This is a genomic window from Bacillus sp. BACIII (assembly GCF_057836745.1).
This window is the reverse complement of sequence record NZ_CM174437.1, coordinates 2,498,065-2,524,859: the sequence shown is the minus strand read 5'-3', so window position 1 is coordinate 2,524,859 and position 26,795 is coordinate 2,498,065. Positions and strand designations below refer to the sequence as shown.

Sequence of the window (26,795 nt, the reverse complement as noted above, 5' to 3'; positions counted from 1 at the left end):
GCCTCATCAAAAAGAATGAAAGCCCTTTTTACGAGAGAACAGCAATTTCCGAATAAAATATAAAGGATAAAGAAGCAAGTATAGATTGAATGCCAACCACATAAGATCAAAATCACCGATAAATACCCAAAAGGCAATCGCCTGCAGGCCTGAACAAAAGGTCAGCACAAGTGATATTAATGCGAAAGGGCGCCATAACGCATGTTTCCGTCTATAAAGAAACAAGCTGTACAGCCCGGTTATCGAAATGAAAATATCTAAGGGAAAGAATGACCAGTTCCAAGCCATGATCATGGCGTTATCATAATCTTTAAACACCATGTTTTTTGGAATCCACTCAAAAAAAGTAACAATCCAATAAATGATAAATCCAATATCTGTTATGAGGAAGAGAACCTTTAAGCCTTTCATCATCTGTTTCTATCCGTATGAACGCTGATGCCGTTTGAAGACGTTTCACTTTCAGAAATAAAGTTTAAGGAAACGACACCGATGATGATCAGAAGAACAGAGACAGCTTTTTCATGGAAGCAAAAAATTCCGATCAAGGAAATCAGTACGATCCCCATTCCCGACCAGACCGCATACGCGATGGAGACACTTATATATTTCAAAGTCAAAGTAAGAAAACATAGGCTGCCGATATAAAACAATAATAATAAAATACTGGGGACAAGTTTTGTAAAACCATTTGATCATTTCATGCTGACCGTGCCCAATACTTCAAAAATGATCGCTAAACTCAAATAAATCCAATGCATTCAACATTCTCCTTCATTCGTATTATTCAAAATTGTACAATATATAGAATTTAAAGAAAATTAAACAACGGAATGTTTTCCGGATAAAAAACCCGGTCGGGTAAGAAAACACCATAAAGGTATACTATGAAGAAAGAATTCAGAAAGGACGTGCAGGACGGGTGACAGAAGAGCGGACAGACCTGGAAAGACAATTGAGAGACATTCAAAAATGGGAAAAGGCGCAGCAGAAGGTGATGTTCTGGCAAACATTCACACGACTGCCGTTTCAGCTTTTGGACAAGCTGACACCGCAATTTATTCAGCGGAAAATCGGACGCATACTCGATGAAACGGGAACGTTTATTCAGTCAGGCGGACAGTATCTCACATCAGAAAAGCGCATCATGAAAAAGTTTCAGACACGGCTGCCGCACGGTACATGTCAAACGCTTCACGACATCCGCAATGCGCCGCTTGCCGTCATGGACGAAATCGCAGAAGCCATGGCGCGCACAAGTGTAAAGGCCGCGACGGTACAGGGAGCCGCAACGGGAGTCGGCGGCGTGTTTACGCTTGCGGCAGACATCCCGGCGATGCTCGGTCTGTCTTTAAAGACACTGCAGGATATCGCGATTGCTTACGGCTTTGACCCGAAAGACAAAAAAGAACGCGTGTTTATCGTCAAATTGCTTCAGCTGGTATCGAGTGACGTCATCGGAAAAAAAGCGATCCTGCAGGATTTACGGCAATATGATCAAAACGACCGCACCTATCAGCGCGTTGCTTCGCAGATTCAGGGCTGGCGGGAAGTCGTTTACAGCTATCGCGATACGTTCGCCGCGAAAAAACTGCTGCAAATGGTTCCGGCCGCAGGCATCATCTTCGGCGCATCCGCCAACCGTTCAGCTTTAGAAAGCATCGCGGAAACAGGCATCATGCTTTATAAAAAGCGCCGGATTCTAAGCCGGCTGAAGGATGCAGAATGATAAAACCACCCGAAAACACATTCAATGTGTTCTCTTTGTTTAGCAGTTCTGAAATCGGGAAACCAACAACCAACACCAATTAAAGGAGGAATTCAAAAATGGCACAAGATAATAACAAAATGAGCAGAGAAGAAGCAGGTAAAAAAGGCGGAGAAGCTACAAGCAATAACCATGACAAAGAATTCTATCAGGAAATTGGTCAAAAAGGCGGAGAAGCCACAAGCAAAAATCACGACAAAGAGTTTTATAAAGAAATCGGCCAAAAAGGCGGAAACAGACGAAGCAGTTAATAAAAGCATAAAAGGCAGACAACCTGCAGATCAAAGCGATCCGGCGCATCAGCTGGATCGCTTTTTGTTTTGGGAAAATCTTGATCTGGGCCGGCGTTGCGGTACAATAAATGAAAAAAGGAGTTTTCACTCGTGTCTGAAATGCAACATTTACTCTCCATCGCCAATAAAGTCAAAGAAAAACACGACAATTTTTCAATCGCGGAGATCAATGACCGCTGTGTGCGCCTCGCAGTGTTTACGGGAGAATACGACTGGCACCATCACCCTGACTCAGATGAATGGTTCATTGTTCTTGAAGGTGAGCTGCTGATCGATTTTAAGGACAAAGAAACTGCAGTGCTCAAAGCAAATGACAGCCTGCTCATCCCGAAAGGCACGATTCACCGTACACGCTCATACGTCAGAACCGTGAATCTTTGTGTCGAGCATACGCATGCGAAAACAGTCATCACAGAGGAACTGCCGTGCTGATCAAAAAGATTGTATGTGAAACAGACGCTGCAAACGCTGAAGCATTTTCGCAAGCACAGTCACGGTGGGGAGCATTATCACGTGTAAATGGCTTCGTCAAACAGGCCGGCGGCTGGCGGAAAAACGCAGACGGCCTGTTCATCGCAGAGATCATCAGCGTTTGGGAGAACAGACAGGCCTATGATCATTTTATGGAGAACGAACATGACCGCATATACGAAGAAAACGAGCAGAAGGCTGCGATTCTATCAATAGAAGTGATGCTGTACGAAGAGGATGAACCTTTCATTCACGAGCTGTTACATCACCCGGACATCCGATACGAACCGGATTGGATAGTTGTGCGCACATAAAAAAGCCCCTTTAGAAAGCCCCTTTAGAGGGCTTTTTTATTTTCGTCCGGGAAGCGTGTTGTGGACATAAGGCGGGACGGGATCCAGCTTCGCTATTTCGCCGTGCGCTTTCGGTTCCTTTTCGTATTCAAAAGGTTCGCCGTCCGGCGCTTTGTCTTTCAGCCAATTTTGTTCAGCGCTTTCTGCTCCATCTGAGAAATGGATAAGTTTATGCGAGAATGACTGCTTTTCCAGCGCCTTCGGGAAAGTGGAAGGAACGATCGGGCCTTCCTGTGCTTCTAATTCTTTAATTGCCGCAAGCCATTGGTTTTGATGCATGGTGTCGCGGGCCAATAAAAAGCTGAGCATATCTTTCACGCCTTTATCATCGGTCATTTCATACAGGCGTGCGACTTGAAGCCTTCCTTGTGATTCGGCGTTCAAATTGGCGCGGAAGTCTGCCAGCAGGTTTCCGCTTGCGACGATATAGCCTGCGCTCCACGGAACGCCCGTGCTGCTCTCCGGCATGGCGCCCAGTCCTGAGACGATCGCATGATGCGGATTCATGCCGCCTAAAATGGACCCGATGACCGGATCATCGGCCGCTTTTTCCTGCTCCGCCAGCGGGGCATCTTCTAACAGTCTCGCAATCATTGTCGCGATCATTTCGACATGGCCGATTTCTTCCGTCGCGGTATCCATCAGGAGATCCTTATATTTTTCATTGCCCCGTGTATTCCAGCCTTGGAACAAATACTGCATGGCGACGGATATTTCCCCGTATTGTCCGCCCAAGATTTCCTGCATCTTTTTTGCGAACAGCGGGTCAGGACGATCCGGTTTAGCCGGATGCTGCAGTTTTTTCGTATGTGTAAACATGTCTCCATCTCCTTTTTTATTTGTCCCTATTTACTTCCCCATCAGGAAAAGGGATGAAACGGAGATGGGCGTATTGGTCCTGCTAAGGATCGCGCCGCAAAGATAACAAATCTTGCACAAGCCCGCGGCCGATCACCTGCTCATATTGTCCGTAAACCGGATCGAGGCGCTTCATCCATTTTTTCTTTTCCGCTTTCGTCAGCACGTGAATATTGATGGATGAATTCTTCTTGATTTCTTCAAGCTGGTCTTTATTCATTTTCTCAGCGGAGGCTTCGTTCCATTCCGTTGTTTCTTTCATCGCCTCCGTTAAGATGGTGCGCGTTTTTTCCGTCTGTGAATTCCAGAAATGTTCGTCGGTCATCACGGCATAACCGAGGTATCCGTGATTGCTGATTGTCAAATAATCTTGAACATTATAAAATTTTTTAGAATAGATATTTGAAATCGTATTTTCCTCTCCGTCTACGAGATGGCTTTCCAAGAGCTGAAACGTGGAATTAAAGGAATCCTGGCGCGGGTGCGCGCCGAGCAGGCGGAATTGGTCTTCAATCACGCTGCTCGGCATGATCCTGAGCGCCTGTCCTTTCAAGTCATCCGGAGTGAAGATCGGCCCTTTATTTGACGTGAGCTGCTTAAATCCGTTCGTCCAGTACGCCAGGCCTTTCAAATGATGCTTTTCTAAAGAAGCGAACAGGCGAGTCCCGATTTTGCCGTTTAGGCCTTCCTGTACGGCTTTATAGTTTGAAAACGCGTACGGCAGATCCAAAACACCCCATTCGGGCGACAGTGATCCGAGCTTTGAGGTGGAGGGAGCGATGAATTGCACGTCCCCGTTTTGGAGGGCGTTTATTTCTTCATTATCTGAATAGAGGCTTCCGTTTGGAAACACCTCTACTTTAATGGTCCCGCCTGACTTTTGATAGACCAGATCGGCGAATTTATTCGCCGCCCGCCCTTTAGGCGTGTTTTCAGCAACGACATGGCTGAATTTGAACACCATTTGATCTTTCAGGCCTTCCTGTTCGTCATCATAATACGGTTCATCCGTTGGGAAACGATCATGAAAGCCGATGAATAAAGCGGTTCCGATACCGAGTACCATCAGGCTGAGACACGTCAGCAAGCTTTTCATCGAAAACCCCCTCCGCCATTTTCTATAACAAGCATAATCGGGCGGGCCGTTTTCGTAAAGAGACGGAAAGGAAGAGGCCAATGACGAAAAAAAAGCTCACCATCCGCTGGAAAATCACCATACTTTCTTATATCGTCGTGCTTTTTACCTTTTTGATCGTCGGCATCGTGCTGATCGGAAATATTCAGCATACAGAGGAGCGCGAGCTGAAAAAACGGCTGATGAATACGGCGCGTACGGTATCTGAGATGACCGATGTCAAACGCGCCCTGGAGCAGAAAAAGCAGAGGGAAGACGTGCGCCATGCGGTCGAAGAAATAAGGATCATCAATGAAGCGGACTACATCGTCGTCATGGATATGGACCATATCCGTTATTCACATCCCGTCAGCACGATGATCGGAAAGCGTTCAAGGGGTGAAGACGAAGCCGCGGCGTTTGCCGAGCACATTTATTTTTCCGAAGCAAAGGGAGAAATCGGCACTGCCGTCCGCGCTTTTTATCCGATAAAAGACCGGGATCTGAATCAGATCGGTGTCGTCCTTGCCGGTCAAACGCTGCCCGGTTTTGGTGAAATCCTTCTTCAGCTGAAACATGACATTCTCTTTATCGTTCTGCTGGCGCTCGGTTTCGGACTGGCCGGTTCTTTTTTGCTGGCACGCCACATCAAAAAACAGATGTTTTGGCTGGAGCCTCATGAGATCGTAAGAATGTATGAAGAACGGACCGCTACGTTTCACTCAATGAATGAAGGTGTCATCGCCATTGATAACCAGCATCACATCACCATTTTTAATGAAAAAGCGAAGCAGATATTCAATGTCAGACAAGAGACAGATGGCAGGCTGATCTGGGACGTGTTAAAAGATTCGCGGCTCCCGGAAATCGTCGAGCGGAACCGGGCTGTATATAACGAAGAAATTCAAGTCAGCGGAAAGGTGATCATGAGCAGCAGAATTCCGATCGTCATGAAAAAGAAGGTCATCGGCGCCGTCGCCATATTCCAGGACAGGACAGAAGCGGCGAAAATGGCTGAAGAACTGACAGGCGTGAAAAATTTTGTCGATGCGCTCAGAGTCCAAAACCATGAACACATGAACAAGCTTCACACCATCGCGGGACTGATTCAGCTCGGAAAATCAGAAAAAGCGCTCCAGCTTGCTTTCAAGGCATCATCAGAACAAGAAAGCGTCACGGAATTCCTTCATCAGGCTATTCAGAATGACGCCGCGGCGGGGCTTCTGTTAAGCAAAATCAAAAGAGGCAAAGAGCTCGGCATTTCTGTGAAAATTGATGAAAACAGCAGCTTTTCACAATTTCCGGTGCATGTGGACCAGCATGACATCGTCGTCCTGCTCGGCAATTTAATCGAAAACGCGTTCGGCGCATTCGAAACAGCCGACAAGGAGGACAAACACATTGACATCAGTATCGAGCAAAATGAAGAGGTGCTTGCGATATTAATAGAAGACAATGGAAGCGGGATTTCCGATCAGCATATCCCCCACATTTATGAAAAAGGGTTTACCGTCAATAAAACGGGCGGCACGGGATACGGCTTGTACCTCGTCAAACAGATCGTCGACAAAGGGATGGGCATCATAGAAGTCGACACACGGCAGGGACAGGGAACGGCATTTTCTATTTTATTTCCAATGAAGGGGGAGGAATCGATAGATGGACATCAAGGTGCTGCTTATTGAAGATGATCCGATGGTGCAGGAGGTGAATAAAGAATTTATCACCGGCGTTTCAGGTTTCAGCGTCATCGCCACGGCTGCTGACGGAGACGAGGGAATCAGGCTTATAAAAGATCTTCGGCCCGAACTCGTGGTATTAGACGTGTACATGCCGAAAAAAGACGGAATTAAAACGCTTCAGGAAATCAGAAAACAAAAGCTCGAAGTGGACGTCATCATCGTCTCGGCTGCAAAAGACAAAGAAACGATCCAGCTTATGCTGCAAAACGGCGCGGCCGACTATATTTTGAAGCCGTTTAAGCTGGAGCGGATGAGACAGGCGCTCGAAAACTTTAAACAATATAAACGGAAAATGGAACAGCATGACACCATGTCGCAAGACCAGCTTGACGCGCTGCTTAAAATTCCGCAAAATCCGTCCCGGGATCTGCCGAAGGGGTTAAATCATTTTACGATGAATGAAATTATAACCTATATGAAACGGCAGACGGAGCCGCTTTCAGCTGAAGAAGCCGCCAAAGCGCTCGGAATCGCCAGAGTGACGGCACGGCGCTATCTTGATTTTCTTGAGAAAGACGGTCAGATTAAGCTCGACATTCAGTACGGGGGAGTGGGCCGGCCGGTTAACCGCTATAAATTCGTCCGTTAGCCGAGACCAAAAAGACCAAAATGTCCGTTATGATCATAAGCTTCCCCTCTTTGTTTGAAAACGCTATCATTTCAGCATAGACACAGCAAGAGGCAAGGGGGGAGCAGGGATGAAAATATTCAAAAATCTCACGGTGCAAGTCATCACAGCGGTCATCATCGGCGTCATCGTCGGACTTGTATGGCCTGAGGCCGGGAAACAGATGAAACCACTCGGCGATACATTTATCAATGCGGTAAAAATGATAATCGCACCGATCATATTCCTGACGATCGTGCTTGGCATCGCCAAGATGGGAGATATGAAAAAAGTCGGCAAAGTCGGGGGAAAAGCATTTATTTATTTTGAAGTCGTGACCACCATCGCCCTTATTATCGGACTTCTGGTCGTCAATATCATGAAACCCGGTGAGGGGCTTGATTACAGCAAGCTTGAAAAAGGAGATGTCTCTCAGTACACGCAAAACGGGGGACAGGGAATTGATTGGATTGAATTTATCACTCACATCGTTCCGTCAAACATGGTTGACGCTTTTGCGAAAGGTGACATTCTTCAGGTCTTATTCTTTTCTGTTTTATTCGGAGTCGGCTTGGCAGCGCTCGGTGAAAGAGGCAAAAGCATTATTGATTTCTTCGATAAACTGTCGCACGTCTTTTTCAAGATCATCGGCTACATCATGCGTGCGGCGCCGATCGGCGCATTTGGGGCCATGGCCTATACGATCGGGCACTTCGGACTTGATTCCATCAAGCCGCTGGCGAGTCTGATGCTGTCTGTATACGTTACAATGTTCCTGTTTGTATTTGTCGCTTTGAATATCATTTGCAAGCTTTTCGGTTTCAGTTTGTGGAACTATCTCCGGTTTATTAAAGATGAACTGCTCATCGTTCTCGGCACAAGCTCTTCTGAGTCCGTCCTGCCGCGGATGATGGATAAAATGGAGCGCTACGGCTGCTCCAAATCGGTTGTCGGTCTTGTCATTCCGACGGGATATTCCTTTAATCTGGACGGCACCTCGATTTATCTTTCCATGGCGACGGTTTTTCTGGCGCAGGTGTTCGGCGTTGACCTTACCATCGGTCAGCAGGTTACGATCATTCTCGTGTTAATGCTGACATCAAAAGGCGCGGCGGGCGTAACCGGAAGCGGATTTATCGTGCTCGCCTCCACTTTGTCGGCGCTCCAGGTGATCCCGCTGGAGGGGCTTGCGCTGCTCCTCGGTGTTGACCGCTTTATGAGTGAAGGAAGGGCGATCGTCAATCTGATCGGAAACGGAATCGCCACGATCATCGTAGCCAAGAGCGAAAATGAGTTTGACGAAGCAAAAAGCACACAGGCCGTAAAAGAAATGAAAACGGCGGTATAAAATGGGAGAACGGCATGCATCCGGCATGCCGTTCTTTTTTTTCGTCTGCTATGAGTAAAAAAGATAAATTTGTTTAATTTTATTAGGAGGTGGACAAAGACCTTAGCGTCATTTTGTTATATAATTTACAATTAGAGAGTGAAAGATGAAATCTAAGGGCTTTTTGTCCTAGCAGGAGTGTATAAATGGCGGCTATTTTTAAATTTTTTCAGCATCCGGGTGTCAGACGTTTTTCCGTTTTTCTTGTTTTGACTGGGGTGTTAGTTGTATTCCGAAGTATGATTAATTTGATTTTGCTTACGTTTATTTTTACTTTTCTGATGGATCGGCTGGAGACTGTCATCCGGCACGTGTTGAACCATTTTTTCCGTATCAGTCAGAGGGTGGTCATCACCATTTTATATATTGCGCTGGCTGTCGGAGCGACTGTGGGGGGCTTTGTCTTTTACCCGATTGTTGCCAAGCAGATTGAACAGCTGATTAAGCAGATCAAGCATATCGCGTATCATCCCGATGTCATCCCGTTTTATGATGAAATATCGAGCGTGTTCGGTGACATTAATATCGGTTCTTATGTAAAAGAAGGATTTAATGTACTGTATACATACTTGGCCGATATCAGCACTTTCGGTTTGCAGGTCGTGATGTCACTGATTCTCAGCATGTTTTTCCTGTTCGAGAAAAAGCGGCTCACGGAATTCATGAAAAAATTTCAGCACAGCAAGCTGTCTGTCTTTTACTATGAACTTGCTTTTTTCGGCAGCAAGTTTGCGAGAACATTCGGCAAAGTGATTGAAGCACAATTTATTATCGCGCTGGTGAACTGTATTCTCACCTTCATCGCATTGGCCATTCTGCATTTTCCGCAGCTGTTCGGCCTGTCCATCATGGTCTTTTTCCTCGGGCTCATTCCCGTGGCGGGTGTGGTGATTTCGCTCATCCCGCTCAGTATCATCGCGTATACGACAGGCGGCGCTGCGTACGTCATCTACATCGTATTGGTCATTTTCGTCATTCATGCGATTGAGACGTACTTCCTCAATCCGAAACTGATGTCAGCGAAAACGGAACTTCCGATCTTTTTTACCTTTACGGTTTTGATTTTCTCGGAACATTTCTTCGGCATTTGGGGCCTGATTATCGGGATTCCGATTTTTGTGTTCCTGCTGGATATTCTGGATGTCGTCAATAATGAAGAGAAAGAAAAATCCGGACCGGGGCCGGAAAAGACGTAACAGCCCCGGCGCTTCACGAATAAATGACAAATGTTATAATGCAGACAGTGCCTTATGTACGGGCACTGTTTATTTTTTTTGAAAAAGGAGGAAGGCTGTATGACTGAGCCGATTTTACATATTGAAGGCCTTGACAAAACAATAGGCAAAAAGCACATTTTGAAAAACATCAGCATGGATGTCAGGCAGGGCGAGATCATCGGTTTGCTCGGTCCGAACGGGTCGGGAAAAACCACACTGATCCGAATCATCGTCGGTCTTTTAAAGGAAAACAGCGGCACGATTACAATTAACGGCTTTCAGCACGATACTGAGTTCGAAAAAGCGTTGGAATCCGTCGGCGCGATCGTGGAAAACCCTGAATTTTATCCGTATCTGACGGGATGGGAAAACCTGAAGCACTTTGCCAACATGCACAAAAACATCAAAGAGGACAGGCTTCAGGAAGTCATCGAGCGGGTCGGGCTCGCAAATGCCGTTCACGACAAAGTTAAAACGTATTCCCTCGGCATGCGTCAGCGTCTCGGGATTGCACAGGCCATTCTTCACCGTCCGAATCTGCTCATTTTAGATGAACCGACAAACGGGCTTGATCCCGGCGGAATGAAAGATTTTCGCGATCACTTAAAAGAGCTCGCGGAGCTTGAAGGGACGAGCATCCTTTTTGCGACGCATTTATTGCGTGAAGTAGAGGACCTTTGCGACCGTGTCATCATCATTCAAAAAGGTGAAATTAAAACAGAGGTCGTTCTGCGAGGCGCTGCGGAAAAAGAAGAAAAAGCCGTCCTCGACATACAGCCTGCTGACGAAGCATTCGAATGGCTGTCCCAACAGCAGTTTGCTCCGGAGAAAAAAGGCGGGGACATTACCGTCACCGTAGCGAAGAAGGACATCCCGGCATTAAACCGGGCGCTCGTCGGACAAGACTTTCTCGTGTATTCCATCATGCCGTATGCGGAATCGCTTGAGGATGAATTCATGAAAGTGACGGCGGCGCTTCAAGAGGAGGGGGAGACGAATGTTTAAATTGACAGCGAATGAGCATATGAAACTTTTTAATCGTAAAGTCTCATTAGTGGCGCTGATTTTAATGGCCGTTCTTCAGTTTATGATGGCGCTCGTCATTAAACGGCTTGTCATCAGCTCCGGAACGGACGAGAACTTCATCGGCTATATGGCGTACGCACCCGGGCTCAATATTCTGCTTGAAGCATTAACGATCGTCATTGCGGCGACGATCATTTCAGCTGAATTTGATAAGAAAACGATTAAATTTTTGTTAATCCGTCCGGTAAAGCGGGAGCGGATTTTTATATCTAAACTCATTACCGTATTTTTGGTCAGCTTGTACCTGTATGCGGCGTACTATATTCTGTCTCTGCTGTTTGGCATGGCTTTCTTCGGAGTGTCGGTGACATCTGAATCAGGGACGCTTCTTGTGAACACACTGAAAGTAATCGGCACGAACTGGGTCGAGGCATTCGCGATGGCATGCTTCGGATTGCTGTGTTCTTCCTTATTCCGTAACAGCGCCACGGCCGTCATTCTGTCATTTATCGTCCTGTACGGCGCAAAATCACTCGTGACGATTATGTCGCTCTTTCAAAACAAATGGGGAAGCTTCCTGCTGTTCGCGAATACGGACCTGACGCAATACATGAGCGGGGCGAAACCGCTGTTTGCGGGAATGACGCCGTTATTTTCGACAGGCATTATCATTATCCATATCGTCTTCTTCTTAGCCGTCGCTTGGTGGAGCTTTTGCAAACGCGATGTTCGGGTATAAAGTAAAGGAATGACATTTTTGTGAAAAAGATCACGATAAATCAATAATTTATGCTATTTTGATTTATAATAAAGGTAATGACGGAGGTGCTCACTTGAGAAATTTTATTACCGCATTACCGATTGTGTTATTGCTTGGTTTTTCCTTTGTGTCATTCATGTTCCAATTCGAACATCTTGTTTATTTCAGGCTTGCGCTGGGATTGTTTTCTACAGTGGGTCTGTTTCTCTTATATAAAATGAAGACGGGATTCCGTTATTTCATCATCTACCTGTATGCAAGCTGGATCGTGCTTGCGACGGTTACCGCGTTTGAAGAGCCGATTTTCTCAAGCTTTTTCTTTGGCGGACTTGTGATGACGATGGGTTACCTCACATATATGCTGATTTATCTCGGGCTCAAGCAGGACCGCGGCCCGGAAGCAGTCTGAGCACGCTATTCTATGGAATAGCGTGTTTTTTCGTACAGCCTTACAGTTGCGAAACGGGACTTGAATCTCTATAATATTAACTTTATCGGAATTATAATGGGGGGATTCCAGTGTCTTTATGGATACAGAACGAACGGCAGAGAGAATGGATGGAAAAAATCGGCCTGCTTGCAGACGAATTTCAAAAAACAGCCGCGCTCGATGACGAAGAGGGCCGTTTTCCCGCGGAGAAAATTGAAAGACTGCGGGATGCGGGATATACAGCGCTAACGGTACCTGAGGCCTTCGGCGGTGCAGGCATTTCTGTTTATGATATGGTGCTGTTTCAGGAACGGCTGGCGCGGGGAGACGCGGCCGTTGCTCTCGGAATCGGCTGGCATTTATCTGTCATGGGAGAGCTCGGAGAAGAAAACAGCTGGAATGAAGATGTCTTTTCATTTATCACTGAAGAGGTGAAAAAGGGAGCCGTCCTGAACAGGGCAGCGACTGAACGGCAGACCGGCAGTCCGACGAGAGGGGGAAGACCCGGCACCTCTGCTGTCAAAAAGAACGGACAATGGGTGCTGAGCGGCCGAAAAACTTTTACAACCCTTTCGCTGACTTTGGATTATATGCTTGTGACGGCATGGATTGAAGAAAAACAAACGACCGGTGTTTTTCTCATTCATAAAGACCAGGAGGGCGTTTCAGTCGAAGAAACATGGGATATGATTGCCATGAAGGCGACCGGAAGCCATGATCTCCTTTTAGATCATGTCACGGTCAGTGACGAGCGGCTTGTGGAGCTTATCAGCGGACCGAGAGCGGCGAAAGTGAATGGCTGGCTGCTTCACATTCCCGCTGCTTATCTGGGCATCGCTCAAGCGGCAAGGGACTATGCCGTCCGGTTTGCATCCGAATATTCACCGAACAGCCTGAACGGACCGATTAAAGACGTGCCGGCCGTTTTGCAGCGGGTCGGAGAAATGGAGCTTGAATTGTTAAAAGCGAGACAGTTTCTTTTCACGGCGGCGCAAATGTATGATGACCCGAAACGCCGCCCTTTCATCAAAAGCGAGCTTGGCGCGGCAAAACATATTGTGACAAATGCCGTCCTTTCCGTTGTTGATAAAGCCATGAGAATCACCGGCGCGAAAAGCCTGGAGCGAAACAACCCGCTTCAGCGGTATTACCGGGACGCCCGCGCCGGCCTTCACAACCCGCCGATGGACGATGCGGTTATCAGCAAATTAGCGGCGGAAGCCTTTGAGTAATAAAAAAAAGAGCCTGAAATAGGCTCTTTTTATGTATGGCTGTTGTGCCGGAGCAATTTTTGATGCTTGCGGTCGATTCTGTCATAAATTACATTCATCAGCTTTTGATTATTCATAATGGCCGCCTTGTTTTCTTTTATCAGCTGTTCGTATGTTTTTATTTTCCGTTTCGCCATGAGCCCGCACCTTCCTTACATATTTGATATTCGCTTTCTAACTCTCCAAGCGATAATTCATATAAGTGCCGTTCCGACTTTTTGTATATTCCGTTACTGATCAGCAAATGGATCAGATGTTTTTTACGTCCTTCGACTGATGATCTGAGTTGAGGAGAAGATCTCATGATTACCCTCCTAATCAAATGATATTGAGAATCATTATCAGTTAATGAAAGTATACAATGAGCCTATTCATATGTAAAGAGAAAATACCGCCAATTTTTCGACAAAAAGTTTCCCGGGGAATAATGCTGTCGAATTGATTGCATTTCCGCCATTCAAAACTGCTATTTTTCTGCTTTTCCATCCATACTATGAATGAGAATGGAGGAGTCCTTACATGAATGATCAAACGGCAAACTTAAAACGGGGCGAAAAAGGCGCGATTCTTAATATCGCCGCGTACCTCATCCTTGCCGCAGTCAAATTGGCGATCGGTCTTATTTATCATTCCGAAGCGCTCAGAGCGGACGGGTTAAATAATGCCACGGATATTGTCGCATCTCTTGCTGTGCTGATCGGGCTCCGGATTTCCCAGCGCCCCGCGGACAGCGATCATGCCTACGGACATTATCGGGCTGAAACAATTTCTTCACTAATTGCGTCTTTTATTATGATGGCGGTCGGGATTGAAGTGCTGATCGGGGGAGCGAAGGCGGTTGTCAGCGGAACGGAGGCCGAGCCGAGCTACATTGCGGCATGGACGGCGCTCGGAAGCGCGATCGTGATGTACGGCATGTATGTATATAACAGCCGTCTTGCAAATCGGATCAAAAGTTCGGCGCTTCATGCGGCGGCGAAAGACAGCCGATCTGACGCATATGTCAGTATTGGGGCGTTTATAGGTGTCATAACTGCCCGCTTTCATCTGCCATGGTTTGATCCGGTCATTGCTTTTCTGATCGGGATCATCATCTGTAAGACGGCATGGGACATCTTCAAAGATGCTTCCCACTCATTGACGGACGGATTTGACTTGAAAGATTTGGAACCGTACAAACATACGGTGAAAGAAGTAAAAGAAGTCAGCAGGCTGAAGGATGTGAAGGCAAGGTACTTGGGAAGCACGGTTCATGTGGAAATGGTCATTACGGTAGATCCGGGACTGTCTGTGAAGGAAGGCCATGAAGTAGCCGATGAAGTCGAATATGCAATAAAACATGAACATGATGTGACTCATGTCCATGTTCATGTAGAGCCAGAAGTCATAAACAAAGATCACGAAACGAATTAAATATGCTGTGATAAAAACTCTGTGACTTCTTCCGGAGTTTTCGCGTTTGCGCTGTGCAGATGCGCTTTCTTTTCACCGTCTTTAAAGACCAGAAGGCTCGGGATGCCCATCACCTGATATTTGTCGGCAAGCTCAGGGAGTTCGTCTCTGTTCAGCTCATACCAATCATTTTGATTATATTCTTCCAAAATATCGCCGATGAACATATTCATGCGCGTGCAGTCAGGGCACCAGTCAGCGAAAAATTTCACGATGATTTCCTTGTCGGATTGAATAAGTTCATTAAATTGTTCTGTTGTACTGATTTTTTTCATATGACACATCTCCTTTTCCATGCCATTTTAATATAAAATAAAAAGGAATTACATACAAATGCTTTCATATTCAGAATGCCCAAAAATAATTAGATCATTTTCTGATGAAAATGATAAGATAGTAAAGATGAATTGCTGTGGGGGGAATATCCATTGAAAACAAGTCTAGGATTGGTGTACGGCGGAAAGTCAGCCGAACACAATGTATCGCTGCAGACAGCACTGGCTGTAACAAAAGCGCTTAATACTGATAAGTTTGATATACATCCGATTTACATCACTGAAAAAGGAGAGTGGCAAAGAGGCCCGCTTCTGACTGAACCGGTTTCCAACGTGAAAATGCTTCAGCTGGAACAAAACGGTGAAAGTTTTGCTCTTTCAGCATTGAACCGGGAAATGTTTCCTGAAGCGTCGGCTGACGAGAAGGCGCCGATTGACGTCGTATTTCCGCTTCTCCACGGACCGAACGGTGAAGACGGCACGATTCAAGGGCTGCTGGAGCTGTTGAATGTTCCTTATGTCGGCAACGGAGTGCTTGCATCATCAGCCGGCATGGATAAAGTCATCATGAAGCATTTGTTTGCTCAAGCAGGGCTTCCGCAGGCGAAGTATGCGGCTTTCTTAAAAAAGGATTGGAAACAGACGCCGGACAGCTGCTTACAGCAAGTTGAAGAGGAGCTGGGGTATCCGTGCTTTGTCAAACCGGCGAACCTCGGATCAAGTGTCGGAATCAGTAAATGCCGAAACCGTGAAGAGCTTGAAAAAGCTTTCGAACTGGCTTTTGAGTATGACCGGAAAATTGTTGTGGAAGAAGGAATCGCCGGCAGAGAAATCGAAATCGGCGTGCTCGGAAATGACGAACCGAAATGTTCCGCCGTCGGTGAAATCGCTCCGAAAACCGACTTTTACGACTATAAAGCGAAATACGAAGATGGCGATACGGATTTAATGATTCCCGCGCAAGTGACGGATGAACAGTACGCGGAAATCAGCGAGATGGCGATTAAAGCCTTCAAGGCGATTGACGGCTCAGGCCTTGTCCGCGCCGATTTCTTCCTGACCAATGACGGTCAAGTACTCATTAACGAAGTGAACACAATGCCGGGCTTTACGCCATTCAGCATGTTCCCGCTGCTGTGGAAAGAAGCCGGTGTAGATTACAGCGATCTGATCGAGCAGCTGGTTGAGCTGGCAAAAGAACGCCATGCCGAAAAACAGCTGATTAAACATACATTTTAATGAAGACGGACACTGCCTGAAGGGGGCAGTGTCTTTTCCCGTAACAGACAACATTTTCAGAAAGCGAGGTGCCACCTTTGATAAAGCGAACTGTAAAACGAATCGCCGACATGGTCAAAGGCACACTGACAAATCCTGTATTTGAACAAACGATGATTGAGGGCGCCGCAACCGATACGCGGACTTTGGAAAAAAATCAGCTGTTCATTCCTTTAAAAGGAGAGCATTTTAACGGACATACCTTTGTGCCGCAAGCATTCGAAAAAGGCGTCTCCGCGGTATTGTGGGACCGCTCTGAGCCGAATCCGCCCGAAGAGCGTGCCGTGATCCTTGTCGATGACACGCTGGAGGCGCTGCAAATATTGGCAAAAGCTTACTTAAAAGAGCTCGGCACACGGGTCATCGGGGTGACCGGAAGCAACGGAAAAACGACAACAAAAGATATGCTTCACGCCGTCCTCGGCACTCAATACCGCGTTCACAAAACCGCAGGCAATTTCAACAACCATATTGGCCTGCCGCTGACCGTGCTTGCCATGCCTGAAGATACAGAAATCGCCGTTTTAGAAATGGGGATGAGCGCGAGAGGCGAAATTGATTTTCTGAGCCGTCTCGCCGAACCGGAAGCTGCCGTCATTACCAATATCGGCGAATCCCATATGCAGGATTTAGGCTCAAGAGAAGGAATTGCGGAGGCGAAACTAGAAATTATAAACGGACTTCGGGAAGACGGCGTTCTGTTTTATTTCGGGGATGAGCCGCTGCTTCGCGAAAGGGCGTACACTTGCCGGACAACGACATACGGCGCAGGCGCGGACAATGATTTCCGCCTGAAAGAAATGAAACAGGCGGAAGAAGGCACTTATTTCAGTATCGACGGTATTGATCGTTCTTTCTTTGTTCCCGTTCTCGGCAGACATAATGTCATGAATGCCATGGCCGCATACGCCGCGGGCATCTATTTCGGCATTACGCCGGAAAATGCCGCTCTTGGACTGAGCCGCCTGAAAGTGACGGGAATGAGATTGGAATTGGTCAAAACGGAAAACGGCATTTCAATCGTTAACGACGCGTATAATGCGAGTCCGACGTCAATGAAAGCGGCGGTCGAATTAATCGAAACGATGAAAGGCTACCGGAAGAAAATGCTCGTGCTCGGTGATATGCTTGAACTCGGTGATCATGAAAAAGCATTCCACGAAGAATGCGGAGCCGCGATTAATCCGGAGGAGATCGACCATGTATTTACTTACGGCACTCTTGGCGCGTTCATCGCTGACGGGGCACGCCGGCATTTTGAAGAAGGCCGCGTCAGCCATTATTTCGACAAAAAAGAACTGCTTCACGCCATACAGGAAAAGGCCGCTTCCGGCGATCTCCTTCTGTTTAAAGCATCAAGAGGTATGAAGCTTGAAGAAATCGTTAAAGATTTATTAGAGAAGAACTGAAGAAATACTGATCAGCGTCATAAAAATTTATAAAAATGAAGAAACTAAATCCGGGTGAAATAATTCTGTCCGTATGAAAAAGAAATACCGCCGGCTGGAAAATCCCGCCCGGCGCGGGGGCCGGCGTCATTTGCGGGAAGAATCCGGTCAGGCCGCTTCCGGCAGCTTGACCATCTCGCCTTATTGAAAAACACATAGTGTAATGGTAAGATTAAACGTAAAGTAATTCGGGCTTTGTATACGTATGATCCTGTCCTTTGTATGAGAGGGCAGTTTTTAGTGGTAAATCACGACATTACTGAAACAGCAATCAGAAGGAGTTTGAATAATTTGACTATAACGTTTCAAGATTTCCAATTAAGTTCTGATCTCATGAAGTCAATCAATCGTATGGGATTTGAAGAAGCAACACCAATTCAGGCACAAACGATTCCGCTCGGACTTTTAAATAAAGATGTCATCGGACAAGCGCAAACAGGTACAGGTAAAACAGCTGCGTTCGGTATACCCCTTGTTGAAAAAATGAACCCCGAGTCTCCTAATATTCAAGCAATCGTAATCGCGCCAACCCGTGAATTAGCCATTCAAGTATCTGAAGAGTTATATAAAATCGGACAAGATAAGCGTGCGAAAGTGCTGCCTATTTACGGCGGCCAGGATATCGGGCGTCAAATCCGCGCATTGAAGAAAAACCCGCATATCATCGTAGGTACGCCGGGACGTCTTCTTGACCATATCAACCGCCGCACGATCCGTCTTAACAACGTGAATACGGTTGTCATGGATGAGGCCGACGAAATGCTGAACATGGGATTCATTGATGATATCGAATCAATTCTCTCAAACGTGCCGAGCGAGCACCAAACGCTTCTATTCTCAGCAACAATGCCTGCGCCGATCAAACGGATCGCAGAGCGTTTCATGACTGAGCCGGAGCATGTAAAAGTAAAAGCGAAAGAAATGACTGTTTCCAACATTCAGCAGTTCTACTTGGAAGTGCAAGAGCGTAAAAAGTTCGACACGCTGACTCGTCTTCTTGACATTCAGTCTCCGGAACTTGCGATCGTATTCGGACGTACAAAACGCCGTGTCGATGAGCTGGCTGAAGCCCTGAACCTGCGCGGATATGCAGCTGAAGGAATTCACGGCGACTTAACGCAGGCGAAACGTATGGTTGCGCTTCGTAAATTTAAAGAAGGTGCAATCGAAGTGCTTGTAGCGACTGACGTTGCAGCCCGCGGACTTGATATCTCAGGCGTAACACACGTGTACAACTTTGACGTGCCTCAAGATCCTGAAAGCTACGTTCACCGTATCGGAAGAACGGGCCGTGCAGGAAAAACGGGTATGGCGATGACGTTTATCACACCGCGTGAGAAAAGCATGCTTCGCGCAATTGAACAAACGACAAAACGCAAAATGGACCGCATGAAAGAGCCGACGCTTGACGAAGCATTAGAAGGTCAGCAGCAGGTGACGGTTGACCGTCTGCGCACGGCGATCAGCGAAAACAACCTGAACTTCTACATGACGGCAGCTGCGGAATTGTTAGAAGATCATGATGCAGTGACAGTTGTGGCTGCAGCCATCAAAATGGCGACAAAAGAGCCGGACAGCACGCCTGTACGCCTCACTGATGAAGCGCCGATGGTCAGCAAACGCTATAAAAACCAGCGTACTTCTAAGCGCAGAGACGGCCAAGGCGGCGGCTACCGCGGCGGCAAAGGGAAAAACAACAGCCGTTCTTCCTACGATAAAAAACGTTCAACTGACCGCCGTTCATCTTCAAGTGACAGACGCCAGAAAAAATCATACTAAAACACAGGAAGCGGACCCTTTTACAGGGTCCGCTTTTTTTCGATATGCCGGAAAGTGAATCTTTTTTGCAAATCAGCCGTATTTGTATGTATGATAAAAAATGGGAGGTAGGTATGTTGAGAGCACAGCCAAAAAATCGAATCAGTCCAAGCGGCTTAAAAGTCTGGCGTCTTCAGGAAATCATCCTGTCCGCCGTTTGTCTTCTGGCCGTTATAGCAGCAGCTGTTTTAAGCCATTTTTTCCATTGGCCGTATTGGATCACCGGAGTCCTCGGCATCATTTGGATCATCGGCTCAGTGATATCCATCTATGCCATACCGAAAATCAGGCACAGGATCTGGCGCTATGAAGTCCATGAAAATGAAATAGATATTCAATCCGGCATTTTTATTGTCAAACGGGTCATTGTGCCGATGGTGAGGGTGCAGCACGTAGATACTTCACAAGGCCCGCTTCTCAGAAGATACCGCCTGGCCTCAGTCAAAATCTCCACGGCGGCGACCATTCATTCCATTCCGGCGCTTGATATGGAGGAAGCTGACCGGCTGAGGGATTCCATTTCCCGTCTGGCAAGGGTGACGGAAGATGATGTCTGAACCGAAACGTCTGCACCCGGCGGCCGTGATTTTGAACTTATTCCATATTATTATCGAAACCATTAAAAATATCATTCTTCCGTTTTTTCTCGTCTATATCGTCAATTCCAACCACTTCATCCGCTTTTATGGCGGCATTGCGCTCGCCGTTTTGCTTATCTGGCTGATTGCAGCAAGCGTGATCGAATGGAGAAAGTTTACATATCGCATTGAAGACGGGGAATTCAGAATAGAAGAAGGCTTATTTTTTACGAAAAAAAGATACATCTCCATTGACCGGATTCAATCAATGAATACGAGTGCAGGCGTCATTCAGCAGCTTTTTAAGCTGGTTAAGCTGCAAATCGAAACGGCCGGCGACGGAAAAAATGCCGAGGCCGTCTTATCCGCCATTACTGTGGAAGAGGCGGAACGGATCAGAGCAGCGGTTTTTCAGCAAAAAGCTGAGCTGGAAGAACACCGGGAGACAGCGGCGGAGCAGGAGCCGATGCCTAGGGGTGATGTGCAATCCGTCTACAGGCTGTCTTTAGGCGAGCTGCTCATGGCGGCTTCAACATCCGGGGGAATCGGTGTCATCATCTCAGCGGTATTCGCCCTCTTTTCTCAGATTGATGAAGTATTTCCGATGGACTGGCTCTATGACAGGTTCTCTTTTCTCAAGCATGCGAGCATCGGCATTTACGCCGTGATCATTTTCATAGGATTGTTCATCGCCTGGCTGTTAAGCATCGCCGGTATGATGATCAAGCATGCCAACTTCAAAATAGAGAAAAAGGAACATGAATTAGTCATTACACGAGGAATTATTGAAAAGCATCAAGTGACGATCCCGCTCCGTAAAATTCAGGCCATTAAAATTAAAGAAAATGTCATCAGACAGCTATTCGGATACGCGACGGTTGCGATTGTCAGTGCAGGCAGGGCGGGGAATGAGAAAGAAGGCGCTCAGACGATTCTGTTTCCGATCATCCGCAGATCAAAGCTCGGTGTGATGCTGAACGATTTCACACCGGACTACGTGCTGGAAGAAAACCGGAATCATTTGCCGAAAAGGGCGCTGCGCCGGTATTTATTCCGATCCGTTATCTTTTCGGTTTTCGTAATCATCCCGCTTTGTATTCTGTTTAAACCGTGGGGATATGCCTCGCTGCTTGTGCTTCCTGCCGAACTGGTGCTTGGATATGCCTCGTTTAGGACAGCGTCATGGTGCATAAACGGCGGCAGGCTTCAGATCACCACGAGGCTGATCGGGAAGACGACCACGATTATGCTGAGAAGAAGAATGCAGATGTTTGAAGTCAGCCGGTCTATTCTGCAAAAAAGAAGACGGCTCGCATCCGTGGCTACCGCAGTGAAATCAGCTCACCACATGGAGCATGTCATGCTGAAGGATGTCAGTGAGGAAGATGCCGAACGCATCGGGCGCTGGTATTCATATGAAAAAGCGGACGGTTAATACCGCCGCTTTTTTTGCTGCACGCATAAAAAAGAAAGCAAAAATCCGCCTGCCAGTCCGAATAAATGCGCCATAATGTTAATATTAGAATTGATAAAGGTCGACAGCACCGCGATGACAAGCAGCGTCATAATCATTTTTGACTGGTCCCGGCCGATCAGCTCTTTCCGGAAAACAGTCAGAAACACATACACGCCGAAAAGTCCGAAGATCGCCCCTGATGCGCCGACATGCACATAATCAAGCGGCTCGACAAGATACGTGCCGATATTGCCGATGATGCCTGATGCGATGTACACAATCAGAAAACGGACTTTTCCGAGCATCTGCTCAAGCGGGGGCGCGAATAAAAACAGAGACATGGAGTTAAACAGGAGATGGGTGAAATTCGCGTGTAAAAACATTGGTGTCACCAGCCGCCACCATTCTCCCTCGAAAACGCCGTAATTATAGCCGGTCACTGCATCTGACCACATCATGACGGAATGAAGCGGCAGGCTGAAAAACAGCCATAAAAACGCCTGAAGCGCCAGAATACAGCTGACGGCGGGATAACGTCTGATAAAAGTCTGGAAATTTTCCGTTCGTATAAACATCGCAAGCCCCTTTGCACTTGATTTGTTACATATATAGTAACACGTTTATGACACAAACCGTTTTTTAGTACGGACTTTTAGGAGGAATTCACATGATTTTCGGAATCGGAATCGACATCGTTGAACTGCACAGAATTGAAAACATGCTCAGCCGGCAGACGAGATTTCCGCAAAGAATATTGACGGACGGTGAATACGTCCGTTTTACACAGCTGTCGGACAAAAGGAAAATTGAATTTCTCGCGGGAAGATTCGCGGCAAAAGAAGCCTTTTCGAAAGCGTACGGCACGGGGATCGGCAAAGAGCTCAGCTTTCAGGATATTGAAACCGGAAAGGACCCGGCCGGAAAGCCAGTGCTGACGTGCGCCAAGCTTGACGGCGCGGCAATTCACGTCTCCATTACCCACACAAAAGAATACGCCGCGGCGCAGGTCGTGATTGAAAGGTTGTCACGCTAGTCTGCATATTAGCCGAAACCCCTTCATATATTTGATAGTGCATTAAGGGAGACAAGTTGTTTGAGGCTTTTATGGTACGCGTCCGGCCGTTCAGGGCGTACCGTTAAAGTCAAACAAGCGATTTCTTCCCTTTACATCAATTGAGAAGAAGGGGTTGGAAAAAGGTGAGAAAAAGCTTTGTTTTGCTTTTAACGGGACTGCTTGCCGTCCTTATTCTTTCGGCCTGCGGCCAAAAATCACAGGAAGATATCGTGACCGGTTTAGATAAGAAGGCGAAAGAATACACCTCGTACAAAGCAAAAGCCAAAATGACCATTGAAACGGGGAGTGATCCGCAAGTATACAATGTGGAAATCTGGCATAAAAAACCTTCCCTATACCGGGTCTATCTGGAAAATCCGAAAAAAGACCAAAATCAAGTCATTTTACGGAACGCCAACGGAGTCTTTGTCCTCACGCCGTCTTTAAATAAGAGCTTCCGCTTCCAAAGCGACTGGCCGAATAACAGCAGCCAAGTATATTTGTTTGAGTCACTTGTAAAAGACGTGCAAAATGACAAAGACGCCGTCTATTCCGCCAAAGATAAAAAGTACACGTTTGAAACAAAAACAAACTATCAGCATAACAAAATGCTGCCGACGCAAGAAATCACTTTCAACAAAAAGGACATGAGCCCATCGCTCGTCAAAGTCATGGATACAGACCGGAAAGTGATGGTAAAAGTCGAATTCAAAAGCTTTGAATTCAACAAACCGTTTGACAAAGACTCTTTTGACGAGAAGAAAAATATGACGCTTTCCCAGATGGACGTCGCCACAAGCGCCAAGCCGTCTGATTCATTTGCCGTCAAAACACCGCTTCAAGTGCCGGCCGGCGTCAAAAAGCTTGAAGAGAAAGATATTTCAACCGCGGACGGCAAACGGGTCGTCATGACATACGGCGGGGAAAAATCATTCACGCTCATTCAAGAAAAAGCCCAAATCGCAAAAGCAGCTTCTGCCGTCACGCTGAAAGGCGAACCGGTTAATCTCGGCTTCACGGTCGCCGCACTATCCGATACGTCTTTAACGTGGACATATGACGGAGTGGATTATCTCCTGTCATCGAAGGATCTTACCAAAGACGAAATGGTGGCCGCCGCCAAAAGCATGCAGGGACAGTCGTCAAAATAACGTCAAAAAGAGGCCGCCGCTGCCGGCCTCTTTTTTGATTCCATTTCACTTTGCAGCATAATTTTAGTATGATAATAACAATATGGTTTGAAAATAATGCTAGGAAGTGTATCGAGTGAACACAGCATCCTTTTACAGAGAAACGTGGGCGGAAATCAACCTGTCTGCGATTAAAGAAAATGTCACACATATGAAAAAACACATCGGCGAAAACGTCCATCTCATGGCGGTTGTAAAGGCGAACGCTTACGGCCACGGAGATTTGGAAGTCGGGAAAGCCGCGCTTGAAGCGGGTGCCTCGTGTCTTGCCGTAGCGATACTGGATGAGGCAATCTCCTTGAGAAAACGGGGCATTACAGCGCCGATTCTCGTGCTTGGCGCCGTGCCCCCTGAATATGTACAAGCCGCTGCCGAATATGACGTCACACTGACGGGATATTCTGTTGAATGGCTTCAGGAAGCTGCGCGCCACCTCGGAAGTGAAACAGTGCCGTTTCACCTGAAAGTCGATACCGGCATGAACAGACTCGGAGTCAAAACGGAGGAAGAAATCCAAAGCGTGTTAAAAATCCTCGGCCAAAATCCCGGTTTAGTCTGTAAAGGCGTATTCACCCATTTTGCAACCGCGGATGAAAAAAACAGAGATTATTTCCTCTTCCAATTTGAACGCTTTAAAAAATTGATCGCTCCGCTTCCTTTAAAAGAATTGATGGTTCACTGCGCGAACAGCGCTGCCGGACTTCGTCTTAAAAAAGGCTTCTTTAACGCGGTTCGTTTCGGCATCAGTATGTACGGGCTCCGTCCTTCCGCTGACATCCAAAACGAAATTCCGTTTCAATTAAAGCCGGCTTTTGCACTGCACTCTGTTTTATCCCATGTGAAAAAGATCCGCAAAGGGGAAAGCGTCAGCTACGGTGCAACATATACGGCAGAGAAGGATCAATGGATCGGAACTGTTCCCATCGGCTATGCAGACGGATGGCTCCGCAAGCTGAGCGGTACGGCTGTGCTGATCGGCGGCAGACGGATGAACATTGCCGGAAGGATCTGCATGGACCAATTGATGGTCGAATTAGACCAATCTTATCCGCCGGGCACCAAAGTCACCCTGATCGGCAGCCAGAAAGAAGAAACGATCACGATGGACGAAATCGCCGGGCGGCTTGAGACGATTAATTACGAGGTCCCTTGTACCATTAGTTCCCGCGTTCCCCGTATGTTTTTGGAAAATGAGAGTATAATGGAAGTAAGAAATCCTTTACTGCAAGAAAATACAAGCAAGTAGCCGTCATCCGGAAAAAGAGAATTTATAAAACAGCTTTGCTTGACGTTTGAATAATGGTATCATTATGTCTGGATGGATGAATTGGTCGTATCCGTAAGTTTGGTGGAGGTGTATGTTTTTTGTCTGAATCCAGCGCAAGAACCGAAATGAAAATCAGCTTGCCTGAAAACTTAGTAGCTGAATTGGATGGTGTAGCGATGCGGGAGAAACGAAGCAGAAACGAACTGATATCACAAGCAGTGAGAGCGTATGTCAGCGAACGGACAACTCGCCACAACCGTGATTTGATGAGACGCGGGTATATGGAAATGGCGAAAATCAACTTGAACATTTCTTCTGAGGCTCACTATGCTGAGTGCGAAGCAGAAACGACCGTTGAGCGCTTAGTCAGCGGAGGATAATCATTTTGATTGTAAAGCGCGGCGATGTTTATTTTGCTGATTTATCTCCTGTTGTTGGCTCAGAGCAAGGCGGCGTACGCCCGGTTTTAGTGATCCAGAATGATATCGGAAATCGCTTTAGCCCGACTGCTATTGTTGCAGCCATAACAGCCCAAATACAGAAAGCGAAATTACCAACCCACGTCGAAATTGATGCGAAACGCTACGGTTTTGAAAGAGATTCCGTTATTTTGCTGGAGCAAATTCGGACGATTGACAAGCAAAGATTAACGGATAAAATAACTCATCTGGATGATGAAATGATGGATAAGGTTGATGAAGCCCTGCAAATCAGTTTGGCACTCATTGATTTTTAGTCATATTTTTCTGGTTGCTCATATGGAGCAACTTTTTTTGTTTTCGAAAAACACAAGCGCTATAATAAAGAGATAATCAAACAAAATTTGTTGTTTTGTGTCGGGAGGTCAGTGAAACCCATGTCGAATCAGAAAGTGTATCAGTTCATTATTGATCAGCATGATGAACTGCTTGATACTTGGACAGCCAAACTAAAAGAAGTAGGCAATCAGGAAGACTATCAGCTTACGAATCACATATGTGAAAATATTTGTAAAGATTATATAGACATTCTTTTATTATCGACTAAAAATGATGAGGTCACCGAAGAGCAGATCAGTGAACTCGCACTGCGCGCCGTTCAGCTTGGCCTGTCACTGAAACTTCTTTCAGCCACCCTGTCAGAGTTTTGGAAACTGCTTTACGAAACGATGGTCGACCTTAATATGGCCGATCAGGACAGAGCGGATTTGATTTTGGAAATAGACAGCTTTTTCAATCCGATCAACACGGAAATCTTAAATCAGTATTCTATCTCCTGGGAAAAAACGGTTACTTTGCAAAAAATCGCGCTTCAGGAATTGTCAGCTCCGCTGATCCCGGTATTTGAGCATGTAACGGTTATGCCGCTTGTCGGGACGATTGATACGGAGCGTGCAAAGCATATTATGGAAAATCTGTTAAACGGCGTCGTAAAGCACCGTTCACAGGTTGTATTGATTGATATTACGGGCGTGCCGGTCGTTGATACGATGGTGGCGCACCATATTATTCAGGCATCGGAAGCGGTGCGGCTTGTCGGCGCGAAATGCCTGCTCGTCGGAATCCGTCCGGAAATCGCGCAGACCATCGTTAATCTGGGAATTGATTTGTCACAGGTTATTACGAAGAATACCCTTCAAAAAGGAATTCAAACAGCGCTTGAGATGACAAATCGAAAAATCGTTTCATTGGGGGAATAACATT

29 protein-coding genes and 3 pseudogenes are annotated in these 26,795 nt (G+C 46.7%); 24 read left to right on the top strand and 8 right to left on the bottom strand.

Annotation, left to right across the window (positions count from 1 at the left end):
• Nucleotides 1-6: 6 nt before the first annotated feature.
• Nucleotides 7-414 carry a DUF5360 family protein gene (locus ACXN9U_RS12310; protein WP_489201707.1) on the bottom strand — a complete coding sequence of 136 codons (408 nt, stop codon included), beginning with the start codon at nt 412-414 and terminating at the stop codon, nt 7-9.
• Nucleotides 411-761: pseudogene (locus ACXN9U_RS12305) on the bottom strand (DMT family transporter). Before ACXN9U_RS12305 ends, ACXN9U_RS12310 begins: the two are co-directional and overlap by 4 nt.
• A 161-nt stretch (nt 762-922) precedes the next feature.
• Here ACXN9U_RS12305 and ACXN9U_RS12300 point away from each other — a divergent pair.
• The 4 genes and pseudogenes from ACXN9U_RS12300 (at nt 923) to ACXN9U_RS12285 (ending at nt 2,846) form a co-directional block, all read left to right on the top strand.
• Complete coding sequence (locus tag ACXN9U_RS12300) at nt 923-1,729, top strand: EcsC family protein (RefSeq protein WP_489201706.1); 807 nt, start codon at nt 923-925, stop codon at nt 1,727-1,729.
• Nucleotides 1,730-1,827: 98 nt separating this feature from the next.
• Nucleotides 1,828-2,013, top strand: a pseudogene (gene gsiB, locus ACXN9U_RS12295) (glucose starvation-inducible protein GsiB); the annotation flags it as partial.
• A gap of 138 nt (nt 2,014-2,151) precedes the next feature.
• Nucleotides 2,152-2,493 carry a cupin domain-containing protein gene (locus ACXN9U_RS12290; protein ID WP_489201705.1) on the top strand — a complete coding sequence of 114 codons (342 nt, stop codon included), beginning with the start codon at nt 2,152-2,154 and terminating at the stop codon, nt 2,491-2,493.
• The gene (locus ACXN9U_RS12285) at nt 2,487-2,846 is read left to right on the top strand and encodes a YdbC family protein (RefSeq protein WP_060963559.1); all 360 of its coding nucleotides are present in this window, start codon (nt 2,487-2,489) and stop codon (nt 2,844-2,846) included. The genes ACXN9U_RS12290 and ACXN9U_RS12285 overlap by 7 nt, the downstream gene beginning before the upstream one ends.
• Before the next feature lie 36 nt (nt 2,847-2,882).
• On the opposite strand, the gene ACXN9U_RS12280 is transcribed toward ACXN9U_RS12285, so the two are convergent.
• Both ACXN9U_RS12280 and ACXN9U_RS12275 read right to left on the bottom strand, forming a co-directional pair.
• On the bottom strand, nt 2,883-3,704 hold the full coding sequence (locus ACXN9U_RS12280; protein ID WP_438421239.1) for a manganese catalase: 822 nt from the start codon (nt 3,702-3,704) through the stop codon (nt 2,883-2,885).
• A gap of 82 nt (nt 3,705-3,786) precedes the next feature.
• Complete coding sequence (locus ACXN9U_RS12275) at nt 3,787-4,839, bottom strand: TRAP transporter substrate-binding protein (RefSeq protein WP_060963557.1); 1,053 nt, start codon at nt 4,837-4,839, stop codon at nt 3,787-3,789.
• Between the two features lie 80 nt (nt 4,840-4,919).
• Between ACXN9U_RS12275 and dctS the strand changes: the two genes are divergently transcribed.
• The 8 genes from dctS to ACXN9U_RS12235 all read left to right on the top strand — a co-directional run bounded on the left by dctS (nt 4,920) and on the right by ACXN9U_RS12235 (nt 13,258).
• Nucleotides 4,920-6,542 carry a two-component system sensor histidine kinase DctS gene (dctS, locus tag ACXN9U_RS12270; RefSeq protein WP_489201704.1) on the top strand — a complete coding sequence of 541 codons (1,623 nt, stop codon included), beginning with the start codon at nt 4,920-4,922 and terminating at the stop codon, nt 6,540-6,542.
• Complete coding sequence (locus ACXN9U_RS12265; RefSeq protein ID WP_016937189.1) at nt 6,517-7,188, top strand: response regulator; 672 nt, start codon at nt 6,517-6,519, stop codon at nt 7,186-7,188. The genes dctS and ACXN9U_RS12265 overlap by 26 nt, the downstream gene beginning before the upstream one ends.
• Before the next feature lie 109 nt (nt 7,189-7,297).
• Nucleotides 7,298-8,554, top strand: a complete 1,257-nt coding sequence (dctP, locus tag ACXN9U_RS12260) for a C4-dicarboxylate transporter DctP (protein WP_012116859.1) — start codon at nt 7,298-7,300, stop codon at nt 8,552-8,554.
• Between the two features lie 185 nt (nt 8,555-8,739).
• Nucleotides 8,740-9,789 carry an AI-2E family transporter gene (locus ACXN9U_RS12255; RefSeq protein WP_016937187.1) on the top strand — a complete coding sequence of 350 codons (1,050 nt, stop codon included), beginning with the start codon at nt 8,740-8,742 and terminating at the stop codon, nt 9,787-9,789.
• Between the two features lie 99 nt (nt 9,790-9,888).
• On the top strand, nt 9,889-10,815 hold the full coding sequence (locus tag ACXN9U_RS12250) for an ABC transporter ATP-binding protein (protein ID WP_060963554.1): 927 nt from the start codon (nt 9,889-9,891) through the stop codon (nt 10,813-10,815).
• Between the two features lie 19 nt (nt 10,816-10,834).
• Nucleotides 10,835-11,575: a DUF2705 family protein gene (locus tag ACXN9U_RS12245; RefSeq protein ID WP_101605620.1), complete on the top strand. Its 741-nt coding sequence runs from the start codon at nt 10,835-10,837 to the stop codon at nt 11,573-11,575.
• Between the two features lie 94 nt (nt 11,576-11,669).
• Nucleotides 11,670-12,005 carry a hypothetical protein gene (locus tag ACXN9U_RS12240; protein ID WP_489201703.1) on the top strand — a complete coding sequence of 112 codons (336 nt, stop codon included), beginning with the start codon at nt 11,670-11,672 and terminating at the stop codon, nt 12,003-12,005.
• 110 nt (nt 12,006-12,115) lie between these two features.
• On the top strand, nt 12,116-13,258 hold the full coding sequence (locus ACXN9U_RS12235; RefSeq protein WP_489201702.1) for an acyl-CoA dehydrogenase family protein: 1,143 nt from the start codon (nt 12,116-12,118) through the stop codon (nt 13,256-13,258).
• Between the two features lie 29 nt (nt 13,259-13,287).
• Here the strand turns inward: ACXN9U_RS12235 and fbpB are convergent, their stop codons facing one another.
• Both fbpB and ACXN9U_RS12225 read right to left on the bottom strand, forming a co-directional pair.
• A complete protein-coding gene (gene fbpB, locus ACXN9U_RS12230) occupies nt 13,288-13,434 on the bottom strand; it encodes a Fur-regulated basic protein FbpB (RefSeq protein ID WP_003156206.1) in 147 nt (48 codons plus the stop codon).
• Nucleotides 13,427-13,601: pseudogene (locus tag ACXN9U_RS12225) on the bottom strand (Fur-regulated basic protein FbpA); the annotation flags it as partial. The pseudogene ACXN9U_RS12225 and the gene fbpB, both read right to left, overlap by 8 nt.
• Nucleotides 13,602-13,816: 215 nt before the next feature.
• Between ACXN9U_RS12225 and ACXN9U_RS12220 the strand changes: the two are divergent.
• Complete coding sequence (locus ACXN9U_RS12220) at nt 13,817-14,710, top strand: cation diffusion facilitator family transporter (protein WP_489201701.1); 894 nt, start codon at nt 13,817-13,819, stop codon at nt 14,708-14,710.
• Here ACXN9U_RS12220 and ACXN9U_RS12215 read toward each other — a convergent pair.
• Nucleotides 14,707-15,024 (bottom strand): thioredoxin family protein, encoded by a 318-nt coding sequence (locus tag ACXN9U_RS12215; RefSeq protein WP_016937180.1) that lies wholly within the window; start codon nt 15,022-15,024, stop codon nt 14,707-14,709. The genes ACXN9U_RS12220 and ACXN9U_RS12215 overlap by 4 nt on opposite strands.
• 153 nt (nt 15,025-15,177) lie before the next feature.
• Between ACXN9U_RS12215 and ACXN9U_RS12210 the strand changes: the two genes are divergently transcribed.
• The 5 genes from ACXN9U_RS12210 to ACXN9U_RS12190 all read left to right on the top strand — a co-directional run bounded on the left by ACXN9U_RS12210 (nt 15,178) and on the right by ACXN9U_RS12190 (nt 21,581).
• A complete protein-coding gene (locus ACXN9U_RS12210; protein ID WP_013351087.1) occupies nt 15,178-16,263 on the top strand; it encodes a D-alanine--D-alanine ligase in 1,086 nt (361 codons plus the stop codon).
• A 77-nt stretch (nt 16,264-16,340) separates the two neighbouring features.
• Nucleotides 16,341-17,711, top strand: coding sequence for a UDP-N-acetylmuramoyl-tripeptide--D-alanyl-D-alanine ligase (locus ACXN9U_RS12205; RefSeq protein WP_489201700.1), 1,371 nt, complete (start codon nt 16,341-16,343; stop codon nt 17,709-17,711).
• A gap of 330 nt (nt 17,712-18,041) precedes the next feature.
• Nucleotides 18,042-19,529, top strand: coding sequence for a degradosome RNA helicase CshA (gene cshA / locus ACXN9U_RS12200; RefSeq protein WP_060963547.1), 1,488 nt, complete (start codon nt 18,042-18,044; stop codon nt 19,527-19,529).
• Between the two features lie 116 nt (nt 19,530-19,645).
• A complete protein-coding gene (locus ACXN9U_RS12195) occupies nt 19,646-20,125 on the top strand; it encodes a PH domain-containing protein (protein ID WP_060965072.1) in 480 nt (159 codons plus the stop codon).
• Nucleotides 20,115-21,581 (top strand): PH domain-containing protein, encoded by a 1,467-nt coding sequence (locus ACXN9U_RS12190; protein ID WP_060963546.1) that lies wholly within the window; start codon nt 20,115-20,117, stop codon nt 21,579-21,581. Before ACXN9U_RS12195 ends, ACXN9U_RS12190 begins: the two co-directional genes overlap by 11 nt.
• Here ACXN9U_RS12190 and ACXN9U_RS12185 read toward each other — a convergent pair.
• A complete protein-coding gene (locus ACXN9U_RS12185) occupies nt 21,578-22,177 on the bottom strand; it encodes a rhomboid family intramembrane serine protease (protein WP_016937174.1) in 600 nt (199 codons plus the stop codon). The two genes, ACXN9U_RS12190 and ACXN9U_RS12185, sit on opposite strands and share 4 nt — an antisense overlap.
• A gap of 92 nt (nt 22,178-22,269) precedes the next feature.
• Between ACXN9U_RS12185 and acpS the strand changes: the two genes are divergently transcribed.
• The 6 genes from acpS (at nt 22,270) to ACXN9U_RS12155 (ending at nt 26,791) form a co-directional block, all read left to right on the top strand.
• The gene (acpS, locus tag ACXN9U_RS12180; protein WP_060963545.1) at nt 22,270-22,635 is read left to right on the top strand and encodes a holo-ACP synthase; all 366 of its coding nucleotides are present in this window, start codon (nt 22,270-22,272) and stop codon (nt 22,633-22,635) included.
• Nucleotides 22,636-22,799: 164 nt separating this feature from the next.
• On the top strand, nt 22,800-23,807 hold the full coding sequence (locus ACXN9U_RS12175) for a LolA family protein (RefSeq protein ID WP_016937172.1): 1,008 nt from the start codon (nt 22,800-22,802) through the stop codon (nt 23,805-23,807).
• Nucleotides 23,808-23,922: 115 nt separating this feature from the next.
• Nucleotides 23,923-25,092, top strand: coding sequence for an alanine racemase (gene alr / locus ACXN9U_RS12170; protein ID WP_016937171.1), 1,170 nt, complete (start codon nt 23,923-23,925; stop codon nt 25,090-25,092).
• A gap of 119 nt (nt 25,093-25,211) precedes the next feature.
• Nucleotides 25,212-25,493, top strand: coding sequence for a type II toxin-antitoxin system antitoxin EndoAI (gene endB / locus ACXN9U_RS12165; protein ID WP_003156188.1), 282 nt, complete (start codon nt 25,212-25,214; stop codon nt 25,491-25,493).
• A 5-nt stretch (nt 25,494-25,498) separates the two neighbouring features.
• Entirely contained in the window at nt 25,499-25,849 is a 351-nt protein-coding gene (gene ndoA / locus ACXN9U_RS12160) for a type II toxin-antitoxin system endoribonuclease NdoA (RefSeq protein ID WP_003156187.1), read from the top strand.
• 120 nt (nt 25,850-25,969) lie between these two features.
• Nucleotides 25,970-26,791, top strand: coding sequence for an STAS domain-containing protein (locus ACXN9U_RS12155; protein ID WP_060963544.1), 822 nt, complete (start codon nt 25,970-25,972; stop codon nt 26,789-26,791).
• Nucleotides 26,792-26,795: the final 4 nt, after the last annotated feature.